The organism is Desulfobacterales bacterium (assembly GCA_030066985.1).
Taxonomy (GTDB): Bacteria; Desulfobacterota; Desulfobacteria; order Desulfobacterales; family JAHEIW01; genus JAHEIW01.
In genome coordinates this window covers 1-12,424 of record JASJAN010000006.1, presented here as the reverse complement: position 1 = coordinate 12,424, position 12,424 = coordinate 1, and the positions used below count along the sequence as shown (strand labels likewise).

The following is a 12,424-nucleotide window of genomic DNA, read 5'->3' as shown; positions in this document are numbered from 1 at the left end:
GTGTTTAGGTTATGGATAAAGTGCCATATCAGGTTAAGGCAAGTCCGTGGCGTTGGCGCCAACCGATGGTAATATCACCTCCGATCTTGAAATTTTGAACACTGGGCCCGCTTTGCACTTTGACATCCACAAGTATCCCCGGTGCCAGACTGACGCGATAAATTCTGGCTTCACCCAAATAGACGATTTCTTCGATTTTGCCGTTGAATCGATTGGCAATTTCATTGGAATCAGTTGCTTCCGGGCTCAGGATTTGAATTTTTTCGGGCCGGATGGCAACCGAAACCGCTTTGCCGGGATTCGCCTCGTTAAATTTGGCAACCCAGACCTTCAGGCCTTCATCGGTCTCAACGGCTGTGCGGTCACCATCGGATTCTGCAATCTGACCTCTTAGAAAATTAGACTCGCCAATAAAGCCGGCCACAAACAGACTGGCCGGCGACTCATACAGCGCCACCGGTGTATCCAGCTGGATAATTTTGCCTTCGTTCATAATGGCAATCCGATCCGACATCGTCAGCGCTTCTTCCTGGTCGTGGGTAACATAAATTACGGTGATATCCAAAGACTCCTGCAGGTGCTTGATTTCCAGCCGCATGTGATCACGGAGTTTCTTATCCAGCGCGCCCAAAGGTTCGTCCATCAACAGGATTTTGGGTTTAAAAACAATGGCCCGGGCCAGCGCAATTCGCTGTTGCTGCCCGCCACTGAGTTGATGCGGGTAACGGGTCTCAAATCCCGGTAATTTGACAAGCTCAAGCGCTTCTTTGACGGACTGCTGAATGGTGGGGCCGGGGGTTTTGCGCATTTTCAGCGGGAAGGCGATGTTGTCGGATACGGTCATGTGGGGAAAGAGCGCATAGTTTTGGAACACCATGCCAATACCGCGATCATTTGGCGCTACCGTGGTGATATCTTCATTTTCCAATAAGATCTCGCCACGATCGGGAATTTCGAAACCGGCGACCATGTTCAGTGAGGTCGTTTTGCCCGACCCACTGGGGCCAAGCAGTGTCAGAAACTCGCCGTGTTGAATGCTCAAAGATACGTCATCAACAGCTCTGACATCTCCAAATAGTTTAGAGACATTGATCAGTTCAAGCTGAGACCCCATCGTGTCCCTTTCTGCTGATAAACGGCAGTAATGGAGAAAGATTTGAAACGCTCAGTTTAGGTTCATACATGAAGCGGTTGTTCGGGTCAAGAAGGGTAATGTCATTGAATAGAACACCGGGCGGTTTTCAGGGAAAGATCTTCCCTGGGTTTAAGATACCGTTGGGATCGAACAGGGTTTTGATCTGCTTCATCCACTCCAGGCTTTTGCCGTGCTCGGCGGTCATGTACTTTTTCTTCCCCAAACCCACACCGTGCTCGCCGGTGGCGGTTCCGCCCAGATCAATAGCTCTTGACACCAAACGGTGGACCAGCTCGTCAATCTGAGCCCATTGCTTTTTATTACCTTTTTTACCGGGAATATTAAAGTGTACGTTGCCGTCTCCGGCGTGGCCGAAGGTATACCCCTTGATGCCGGTTGATTTCATCTCCTCGCCAATGGCCGCGATAATTTTCGGATAGGCCGTATTGGGAACGGCCACATCAACAACGAGGGTACCGCAATCCGGATGGGTACGAATAATCATCTCGCCCAGTGCATGCCGCGCTTTGAAGATTTTATCCCGCTCGGCCTTACCCAAACCAGATCTAAATTCCGTGCACCCAAATTCATCACAGATCTCTCGGCCCATCCCCAGGACTTCTGCCAGGTGGCTAGCCGTAGAGCTGTGAAACTCGACAAACAAAGTGGGTGAAACCGTCAGGCCCAGCTGCTCTTCACGGTTCATCAGTTCAATACATTCTGACCCCAGCAGTTCCAGAGCCGCCGGATTCAAACCGGCTCTGATCATCTCAAATACCGCTTTGCTGGCAGCTTCTACAGAGGTAAAAGTAGCAATGGCAGCCGAGTATTCCACCGGAAAACCCACCAGGCGCAAGGTGGCGCCGACCACAATGCCCAGTGTCCCTTCGGATCCTACCATCAGGTGAACCAAATCATAGCCCGAAGATGTTTTGGCTGCGCGGGTACCCAGCTCGATGATTTCGCCGCTGGTCAGAACGACCTCCAGCCGCAACACATAATCCTTGGTGGAGCCGTAATACACCGTGCGGGTCCCGCTGGCGTTGTTGGCAATCATGCCGCCAATGGTGGCCTGGGCACCGGGATCGGGCGGAAAAAACAGGCCTGTGTGGCGCAATTTTTCATTCAAATGCTGATAGATAACACCAGGTTCCACATCAGCCTGAAAATCTTCAGCCCGAATGTCCAGAATGCGGTCCATCCGGTTAAAATCCAAAACAATGCCTTTTTGAATCGGAATCGGATTGCCTTCCAGGCTGGACCCAGAGCCCCATCCGGTTACCGCGAGCCGGTGCTCATTGGCATATTGTAGAATGGTCACCACCTCAGCACTGGTTACCGGCCAGATGACGGCTTCCGGCCGACTGGGGGCATGCTGCGACTGATCTTTGGCATGCAAATCGAGAACCGAATCGCCGGTGGAAAACCGCTCACGAGCGACCATGGCCTGCAGATTTTTTATATGCTTATCGTTCAGAGAATTGAACTCCAAAATATCCTCCTGAGAGAGTAGTATTCGGTACTTAGAAGTGTTCTGCCTTCTGAATAAGACTTGACTTCACTGTGTAACCTATATAGGAAAGAATATCAAAATAAAAAATGAATCGCATTCAGTTCTGCCCGCCAAACACATACAATAGTCTAGCAAAATACACACACGTAGCCCATATGAACGTCCAATCCAAAAGTGAAAGGAGGATCGTGATGAAAAAAAATATGTTTCTCATTAGTCTGGTATTGCTGGTCGGCCTTTTTTCTATCTGTTTTTCTATGATGCCGGCGAATGCCACTGCCAAAAATATTAAGGTGGGGGTCATTGACTGCTATAGTGGCCCTGCGGCCGTTTTTGGAAATGATGCCCTTAACGGATTTAAGCTGGCCTTAAATGAGATAAACGCCCAGGGTGTTCTGGGCAAAAAAATTGAGTTCACCACCCGTGATTCAAAGTTTAAAGTGGATCTGGCGCTAAATTTTGCCAAAGAACTGGTCCTGCGCGAAAATGTGGATATCCTGGTGGGCACCATCAACAGCGGGGCCGCGGTGGCGATATCTCAAGCGGTAGCCAAAAAAGAAAAAGTGCCGTTTATCGCCTGGATTTCCAAAAGTGAGAATATCACCGGCAAAAAAGGCCATCGCTATGTATTCTCGGCCGGTGAAAATACGGCCATGGCCGGTAAATCCGGCGGGGTGGCCCTTGCCCGAAAGCCTTATGTCACTTACTGGATCGCTGGAGACGATTATGAATACGGCCATGCCATAGCAGATGCGGCCTGGAGAAACCTAAAGGCCCTTAAACCGGAGGTGAAAGTCATCGGTAAATCCTGGTGGAAAGTCGGTGAGCCCGATCTGGTTCCCTATGTCACATCAATTATGGCTGCCAAACCGGACGCGGTAATCTTTGCCACCGGCGGCCGCAGCATGGTCAACATTATGAAAACTATCAAAGCCACCGGCATGACTGATAAAATGGGGATTTATATTCACAGCGCAACCGATCATGCGGTTTTAAAGCCCCAGGGCATGAATGCGCCTGAAGGGGTCATGGGCACCATCGACTACCATTTTTATTATCCGGAGCTTTCGGCCAATAAGCGCTTTGTGAGTCGTTTTAAAGCTGCCTACGGCAATCCGCCCGGATTTCCGGCTTTTCAAGGCTATATCACGGGTCTTTTCATTGCCGAGGCTTATCGAAAGGCCGGTTCTGTTGATACGGAAAAATTTATTGATGCCATGGAAGGCCTGCAGATTCAAAGCCCGGCGGGCAGGATCGAAATGCGGGCCTGCGATCATCAGGCCATTTTACCAATGTATTTTGGCGTAACAAAGCTATCACCCGAGCTGGGTGTGGCCGTTTCCACGGACATTTATACCCTGCGGGGAGCGGAAGTCATGCCGTCCTGTCAGGAGATCATGAAGGCCCGGGAACAATAAAAAACACATCGATTACGTTTGTCCGTCTACTATGGTAACATGGGCCGTTGACCTGCTGGGCGGATCCTCAGCGCTGGACAGGATCTAGCCCGTCTGGATTCTGGCGGGCAAGTCAATCACATACGTGAAGTTTACCGGTTCGCCGGTTGGCCGGTGAGCCGGTTTTCTTTATTGGGAGAACGGGAAAGACACAAGATAAGGAATTAAGGTATGGAAGGTGGAGCGGGGATAACGCTTGCAGCTTTGAGCAGTACCTTTCTGATCGGTTTAAGTCGCGCCATGATTTTATTCATTGTGACTTCGGGTCTGAGTTTTGTGCTCGGTGTGCTGCGCGTGCCGAATGTCGCCCACGGTTCTTTATATATGATCGGTGCATTTGCCGCTTATAGCATTTCGACCCTGTTCGGCGGTGGGTCCCTCGGTTTCTGGCTGGCCCTTATTTTCGCACCTTTGGTGGTTGCGCTCATCAGCCTGATTGCCGAACGGACGCTGTTCTGTCATCTATACGAGCGCGAGCATCTCATGCTGCTGCTGTTCACCTTTGCGTTGATGTTAATTTTGGGCGATTTAACCAAAATGGTGTGGGGCGCCGATTACCGCTCCATTATGGCCCCGGCATTTCTGCAGGGCTCTATTTCTGTCTTCGAATCCCCGTATCCCAGGTACAATCTGTTTCTGTTAGTCATCGGCCCGCTGGTGGCCGTCGGGCTGTGGTTGTTTTCCACTAAAACCAAAATGGGTAAAATTGCCCGCGCCGCAGCCGTGGATATGGAGATGGTCGGTGCCATCGGTATCAATGTCAGCTGGGTATTCGCGTTCGCATTCGTCCTGGGCTGTTTCCTTGCCGGTCTGGGCGGTGCCCTAGTCTCACCGACGATCAGTGTTACCCTGGGAATGGATCACGACATCATCATCGAGGCCTTTTTGATTGTCACCATCGGCGGCCTCGGCAATATGTGGGGAGCTCTGGCCGGTTCGCTGATATTTGGCATTACCCAGTCTTTCGGTGTTTTGTTCTGGCCGCAGTTTGCCATTGTATTCCCCTATCTGGCGGTGGTGATTATTTTGACCCTGAAGCCTACGGGGATGCTGAAATCGGTATGGTAGAAAGGAACTGCCGTTGTTTCGAGAGATAATCCGGCAAAAATCATTTGGTGTCAGCGTTGCTATTTTTGTGATTCTGCTTCTGGCGCCATCGTTTCTGCCAAGATTCTACGTCTACTTTTTGGCGGTCATTTTCGTAACCGCGCTGCTGGCCATGAGCTTGAATCTATGCGTGGGTCATGGCATGCTGTTTCAATTTCATCACGGGGTCTTTTACGGCGTGGGCGCCTATACGACGGGGCTTTTGTTGTCCAAAACGTCTCTGCCGTGGTGGTTGGCTTTTATCGCCGGACCCCTGGCAGCCGCCCTGGCCGGATTGCTGATCGGCATGTTCTGCATCCGGTTAAACCGATTGTATTTCGGAATGCTGCAGATCTCTCTGGGATCTTTGATCTGGGCCATAGCCTTTCGTTGGTATGACCTTACCGGCGGTGATGACGGCATTCACGGCATTACCATACCTGATTTTATATCCTCGACAACGACTTCTTATTATTTTGTTTTGGTGGCGATCGGTATCTGTGTGTTCCTAATGTTCTTGATCTTAAAGTCACCCTTTGGCTCCACCCTGCAGGCCATCCGCGACAACCCGGAGCGCTGTGCGGCCGTGGGCATCCATGTACGACGTCACCAACTGGTGACCATTATCATCGCCACCTTCTTTGGCGGGGTGGCCGGCGTGCTTTTTGTGGTGGTGGAAGGATCCATTTTTCCGGATTTGCTGTTCTGGAGCCTGTCACTTGAAGTATTTATCATGTGCCTGCTGGGCGGATGGTTTACATTTGCCGGCCCCATTTTAGGCGCTGCCATCATTGTGTCCCTGCGTACCTTCATGGGGACCTACACCGAATATTGGACCCTCATTCTCGGAGTTATTTTAATTTTGCTGATTTTCTTTTTGCCGGACGGTATTATGGGCACCAACTACCGCCATCTTTTTCGGTCCCGGGCAAAATATACCGGCGAATACCAGACGGAGTAAATGAGTGCTGCGCGTAGAGAATTTACATAAATCATTCGATGACTTCAAAGCCGTAGATGGTGCGCATCTAACCGTAGAAAAAGGACAACTCGTGGCGGTGATCGGGCCCAACGGCGCCGGCAAAACTACCCTATTCAATCTGATCTGCGGACAACTGCAGCCCGACACGGGTCAGATTTTACTGTCCGACGAAGACATCGGCAAATTACCCCCGCATGCCATCTGTCGTAAGGGGATCGCCCGGTCCTTTCAGATCGCCAATATTTTTCCGCGGCTGTCTGTCTTTCGCAACGTGCAGGTTTCGGTTCTTTCTCAGCAGAAACTCAGCAATAAGCTGTTTTATCCGGCGGCGCAGCTGGCGGTTGAGGAAACCAACCGTATTTTGGAAAGTGTCGGTCTTGTGGATAAAAAAATGGACATAGCAGGCTCCCTGTCCCATGGAGACAAACGCATTCTGGAGATTGCCATTGCCCTGGGAAATGAGCCGGAATTGCTAATTTTGGATGAACCCACTGCCGGCATGTCTCCCGAGGAGACCACAACCACTATGGCTCTGATCCAACGCCTTGCCCGAGAACAGGGCCTGACTATTTTATTTTGCGAGCATGATATGGAGGTTGTCTTTGGCGTGGCCCAGAGCATCATGGTCATGCAGCAGGGACAGACAATTGTTCAGGACGATCCCCTGACGGTGAGGCAAAACGCTGATGTCCAACAAGCCTATTTGGGAGATGAATGATGCTCGAGGTTATAGGTATTCACACCTACTACGGCTTGAGCCACATCCTTTTTGATGTGTCTTTAAGGGTAAAGACGGGGCAAGTTGTTTGTTTGCTGGGTCGCAACGGCGCCGGCAAGACCACCACGTTTAGAAGCATCATGGGTTTAAACCCGCCTGCCCAGGGCCAAATCCGTTTTAATGATGCGGATGTGACTGGCACACCTGCCTATCAGCTGGTGCGCAGGGGCATGGGCTGGGTCCCTGATGACCGCCGCATCTTTGCCGACCTGACTGTCGGAGAAAATCTGGAAATTGCCGAGCGCAAAAGCAAGACGGGAGAGCAATGGGATAAACACAAAGTTTACGATCTTTTTCCGGCCTTGAAAGAAATGGACAGCCGCAAGGGCGGTTTGCTTAGTGGCGGCGAGCAAAAGATGCTGGCAATCGGTCGAGCCTTGATGACCAATCCGCAGTTTCTGTTGCTGGATGAGCCTACCGAGGGACTGGCACCGGTGCTGGTTAAAACATTGGGCGAACGGATCAAAAAACTGAAAGACGTCGGTTTAACGGTTTTGCTGGCTGAACAAAACGTGAACTTTACGCTGACGCTAAGCGATTATGGCTATATTATCGACAACGGCCGGATCTGCTATGAGGGGCCGGTTGATGAACTGATTGATAATGAGGAAGTCAAACATATCTGCGGCATCTAAGTTTTCATTTCAGAAATGGCCCTTTTTCGCGATCTCTGTGTCACAATCAGATTTTAATCCTCGACATACTGCAAGTATGCCTCCGGTAAAAATCTGATTCTTCCTTGACCTTGCAAAAAATTGCTCACCTCTGAAATGAAAACTAAATATTTAAATAAAAACAATCTGAGCCTTTAAAACAATTTTTACATTTATTTTTAGTAAAGAAGAAATCCTTGTTCAAAGCCCTGTGAGCAGTTGCCAGCAACTAAGAATCCGGCGGGGCATCTGCACCAGAGTCGAAATCGTCTGAAAGCAACTCTCCATTTGAATTCTTGGATTTACCCTCTGGCGCAGCGTTTCCCACCGAAGGTAAAATATCCTCAAACGCTACCCCATATATTTCCCAAACCGTGACAAACAAGGCGGCCACAATCGGACCGATAATGATGCCCACCACACCGAACATGATGATGCCGCCCAGGGTCCCGAAAAGAATCATCAACTCGTGCATCTGGGTGTCACGCCCCACCAGGATGGGGCGCAGCAGATTATCGATACTGCCCACCACCGCCGCACAAAACACACCCAGCCCGATGGCCTTGGCAAAATGCCCGGTGGCGGCCAGGATGATCACTGCCGGCCCCCAAACCAGCGCAGTGCCAATGCCCGGGATAAAGGACAGCACCGCCATCACGGTACCCCAGAACACGGCACTGTCAATTCCGACCACCGCAAAGGCTGCGCCGGCCAGGGTGCCCTGCAGGATACCAATCACTGCCGTGCCTTTAAGCGTGGCGCGGGTGACCGAGGTGAATTTATTGAGCATGCGGCGTTCATCCTGGTCTTCCAGCGGCAGGTAATATAGAATTTTATCAATCAACTTATTGCCGTCCATGTAAAAAAAGAACATGGTATACAACATGATGAACATCATAAAGATAAAGTTGACCGTCCCCACGGCATACGCTCGCAAACGGTTAATTAAAAAGCCGCTAATGTGGCCGACCAGCTCACCGGCCTTTGTCAGGATCAGATTGCGATAGGGCTCGATGCGATCATAAAACGGTAGGGATTTTAAGATGCTGGAAATCTCATCCGGCTGAGAAAGGTGCTTTGCCACCCAGGGAGTAACCGCTTCACCGACTTTGATGGCCTGGGCGGTGACGATGCCCAGCAATGCGCCCAAAGGTATGATAACAACAAAGACGATCAGCAAAAGGGTCACCATCGAGGCCAGGGCACGGCGCCCGCCAGACCAGCGTACAAAGCGGCGGTACAAAGGATAGGACAGGGCTGAGAAAATACCGGCCAGAAAAATGGCCATCAGAAACTGGCGAATCATCGATAGAAATAGGGCCGAGATAAACAAAACCAGCAGCAAAAGTACCCATTGGTTAATGGTTTCTTTGTTCATGGCAGAATCCCTCTAAAGCAGAGTTGATTTTTTTATAAATATAACCAACTTGTAATGATCAAAGCAATATTTTAATATGCAACACCATTTGTATGACCGATTATTTCATTTGAGAGGCACATCATGTTCTTCAGGTCAAACCAAAACGGACTGCTTCCCACAGAGCAGGGATCGACTGAAAAATTAGGCCTGCTCATCATTTTAGGGGTCTGCTTCATCATCCTGGTGTCGACCCTGGCCTGGTTCGCGCTGGACAGGGTTAAGACAAAAATACAGGCTGATGTAGGGAGTTCTTTGAAGACGGTCCTGCAGACCACCCGGGGATCGCTCAAAGTGTGGGTTGAATCCAACAAATTCCACCTGGTCCAGCTCGCCCAAGACCCCCGAATGGTTGATCTGATTCAGCGACAGTTGAATATTCCCCGCAGCAAAACAAGATTATTGAAAAGCGACAGTTTGAAAGAGCTGCGCGCTTTTTTCAGATACCGCAAAAGCCGATACGGTCAGATGGGATTTTTTGTTATCGCTCCAGATTTTCTCAACATCGCATCCATGCGGGATAGCAACGTCGGGGCTAAAAATCTGATTGCAAACCAGGCTCTGGATCTTCTTCATCGTGTCTTCCAGGGCGAAGTGATTATGGTGCCGCCCATTTGGTCGGACGTCCCTTTGATTTCTCCCCGGGACGGTCGGCGCCGGAAATCGCCTTCCATGTTTTTTGCCGCCCCTGTCAAAGACAGACGCGGCGCTGTTATTGCGGTTCTAACCCTAAGGGTCCATCCGGCCCGGGATTTTACCCGCCTCATTCAGCTGGGGCGCCTCGGTAACAGCGGCGAAACATATGCCTTCGGCCGCTACGGCACCATGCTTTCCGAAAGCCGCTTTGATGAAGATCTGCGTGCAATCGGTTTGATCGGCAAAGATGAAGACAGTATTTTGGCTGTCAGTGTTCGCGACCCCGGCGGTGACATGACCGCGGGATTCACCCCTGCGGTTCCCCGCTACCAGCAACCGTTGACCCTCATGGCCCGGGAAGCGACTGCAGGCAACACCGGGCTCAATGTATCCGGGTACCGCGATTACCGGGGCATCCTGGTCTACGGTGCCTGGTTATGGGATCAACAGCTGCAAATAGGGCTGGCCTCTGAAATCGATAAAGCTGATGCCCTGCGTCCCTATTTTACCACGCGCACGGTAATTCTGACGGTGCTCGGAATTACGGTCTTTCTTGCGCTGGGTTCAATGATGTTTGCGGTGGTCATACAAAAGCAAGCCAGACGTGCTTTGCAGGAATCCTATGATCTGCTTGAAATCCGCGTCGAGGAAAGAACCGCTGAATTGTCCGAAAGTGAAGAGCGGTTCTCCCTGGCCGTCAAAGCTGCCGGGGGCGGTCTATGGGACCTGGAACCACAGACCGGCAAGACCTGGTATTCGGAGCGCTTCAAAGAACTGTTGGGTTATTCCGGCGATGAAAGCGAAGATGCTTTTCCAGGCTGGGAAAACAGCCTACACCCCGATGATCACGACGTCATTGTGGCCAAATTACAGGACCACCTGGACAACCACACCCCCTTTAATGAGATCATTCGACTGCGATGCAAATCCGGCGAATACCGCTGGTTTCGCTCCATGGGCCATGCCCTCTGGGATCGCAGTGGCCTGGCCTATCGCATGGCCGGCTCCATTATCGATATTACCGAAGGCAAACTGGCCCAGGAGCAGGCCCGCAAGCTCTCTTTGGCCATCGAGAACAATCCGGCTTCGGTGGTGATTACTGCCAAAGACGGCACCATCGAATATGTCAATCCCACTTTTTGTGAAGTTACCGGTTATTCGGCCGAAGAAGCCATTGGAAACAACCCCAAGGTATTAAAGTCCGGAGATCTTCCCCCATCCTTCTATAAGGAGCTGTGGGATACCATTCTGGCCGGAAACGTCTGGCGGGGTGAATTTATTAACCGTAAAAAAAATGGAGAAGAATTCTGGGAAAGTGCTTCTATTTCGCCGATAAAGGATGATAAAGGCGAGATCACCCATTTTGTGGCGGTTAAAGAAGATATTACCGAGCAAAAAAAGATTCAGGAAACCCTGCGCAAAAGCGAAGAGCGTTTTCGAGGTTATTTTGAGTACAGCCAGGTCGGGATGACCGTTACCGCCCCGGATAAGGGCTGGATCGAGGTCAACGACCAGCTGCAACAGATGCTGGGATACAACCTGGATGAATTACGCCGCATGACCTGGGCTGAGTTGACGCATCCGGACGATTTAGAAGAAGATTTGAACAATTTCCAAAAATTGATGGCCGGCGAGATCAATGATTACGCCATGGACAAACGGTTTATCCGCAAGGATGGCGAGATCGTCTATACCAGCCTGACGGTCTCCTGCGTGCGCGAGGAAAACGGAGATGTTCAAAATATCCTGGCATCCATGATGGATATCACCGAACGCAAAAAAGCCGAGCAAGAGACAAAAAATTCCCAGGAACGTCTGGCACAGATCATCGACTTTTTGCCGGATCCCACCTGGGTGGTTGATAATGAAGGCAAAGTGGTTCGCTGGAACAAAGCCATTGAAAAAATGGTGGGTGTAAAAGCAGGGCAAATTGTCGGCAAAGGCGATTATGAACATGCCCTGCCCTTTTATGGTGAGAGAAGACCGGTATTGATCGACCTGGTTCGTAGCTGGCAGCCCGAATATGAAGAGAAATACATATCAGTCAAAAAGGAAGGTGAGAACCTGATCTCCGAATCCTACCATGAGCATCTGGGTGATGGGGGGATCTATCTGAGTGCCACTGCCGGTCTCCTGTATGATGCCGCCGGGAAAATCGCCGGCGCCATTGAGTCACTGCGTGATATCACTGATAGCAAACAAATGGAAGAAGAACTAATCGAGGCCAAACAGGCCGCCGACGATGCCAATAAGGCCAAGGGGGATTTTCTGGCCAACATGAGCCATGAGATCCGTACGCCCATGAACGCGGTCATCGGTATGGCGCATCTGGCGCTCAAGACCGATCTGACACCCAAACAGCGCGATTATTTGAAAAAAATCCAGTCATCAGCCAATGCGCTCTTGGGCATTATCAATGACATTTTAGACTTCTCCAAGATTGAAGCCGGCAAGATGGACATCGAAAGTGTCGATTTTAATTTGGAAGATGTGATGGATAATCTTGCCAACCTGGTCACGGTCAAGGCCCAGGAAAAAGAAGAGCTCGAAGTGCTGTTTAATGTCAACTGGGAGGTGCCCCGCTTTCTGGTGGGGGATCCCTTGCGGCTCGGGCAGGTGCTGATCAATCTGGCCAACAATGCAGTCAAATTCACAGACAACGGTGAAATCGTCGTATCCACAGAATTGCGCAAACGCAATCAGGAGCAGGTGTCGTTAAAATTTTCCGTCAGAGACACCGGCATCGGCCTGACCGAAGAACAGGCCG

General features: G+C 50.7%; 9 protein-coding genes. 6 read left to right on the top strand and 3 right to left on the bottom strand.

The genetic code is table 11. The features are described from left to right. Nucleotides 1-28: 28 nt before the first annotated feature. Nucleotides 29-1,114 carry an ABC transporter ATP-binding protein gene (locus tag QNJ26_04655; GenBank protein MDJ0984812.1) on the bottom strand — a complete coding sequence of 362 codons (1,086 nt, stop codon included), beginning with the start codon at nt 1,112-1,114 and terminating at the stop codon, nt 29-31. A 127-nt stretch (nt 1,115-1,241) separates the two neighbouring features. Further along, on the bottom strand, nt 1,242-2,627 hold the full coding sequence (locus tag QNJ26_04650) for an FAD-binding oxidoreductase (GenBank protein MDJ0984811.1): 1,386 nt from the start codon (nt 2,625-2,627) through the stop codon (nt 1,242-1,244). Between the two features lie 212 nt (nt 2,628-2,839). On the opposite strand from QNJ26_04650, the gene QNJ26_04645 reads away from it, so the two are divergent. From QNJ26_04645 to QNJ26_04625, 5 genes are all read left to right on the top strand, one after another. Beyond that, nucleotides 2,840-4,066, top strand: a complete 1,227-nt coding sequence (locus QNJ26_04645) for an ABC transporter substrate-binding protein (protein MDJ0984810.1) — start codon at nt 2,840-2,842, stop codon at nt 4,064-4,066. Nucleotides 4,067-4,276: 210 nt separating this feature from the next. After that, nucleotides 4,277-5,173 carry a branched-chain amino acid ABC transporter permease gene (locus tag QNJ26_04640; GenBank protein MDJ0984809.1) on the top strand — a complete coding sequence of 299 codons (897 nt, stop codon included), beginning with the start codon at nt 4,277-4,279 and terminating at the stop codon, nt 5,171-5,173. A 13-nt stretch (nt 5,174-5,186) separates the two neighbouring features. After that, nucleotides 5,187-6,152: a branched-chain amino acid ABC transporter permease gene (locus QNJ26_04635; protein ID MDJ0984808.1), complete on the top strand. Its 966-nt coding sequence runs from the start codon at nt 5,187-5,189 to the stop codon at nt 6,150-6,152. Nucleotides 6,153-6,156: 4 nt separating this feature from the next. Continuing rightward, the gene (locus QNJ26_04630; GenBank protein ID MDJ0984807.1) at nt 6,157-6,891 is read left to right on the top strand and encodes an ABC transporter ATP-binding protein; all 735 of its coding nucleotides are present in this window, start codon (nt 6,157-6,159) and stop codon (nt 6,889-6,891) included. Beyond that, nucleotides 6,891-7,586, top strand: coding sequence for an ABC transporter ATP-binding protein (locus QNJ26_04625; GenBank protein ID MDJ0984806.1), 696 nt, complete (start codon nt 6,891-6,893; stop codon nt 7,584-7,586). The genes QNJ26_04630 and QNJ26_04625 overlap by 1 nt, the downstream gene beginning before the upstream one ends. 247 nt (nt 7,587-7,833) lie before the next feature. Here QNJ26_04625 and QNJ26_04620 read toward each other — a convergent pair whose 3' ends face one another. Further along, entirely contained in the window at nt 7,834-8,982 is a 1,149-nt protein-coding gene (locus QNJ26_04620) for an AI-2E family transporter (GenBank protein ID MDJ0984805.1), read from the bottom strand. 123 nt (nt 8,983-9,105) lie between these two features. Here QNJ26_04620 and QNJ26_04615 point away from each other — a divergent pair. Continuing rightward, nucleotides 9,106-12,424 (top strand): PAS domain S-box protein (locus QNJ26_04615; GenBank protein MDJ0984804.1); only part of this gene is annotated, 3,319 nt, incomplete at its 3' end.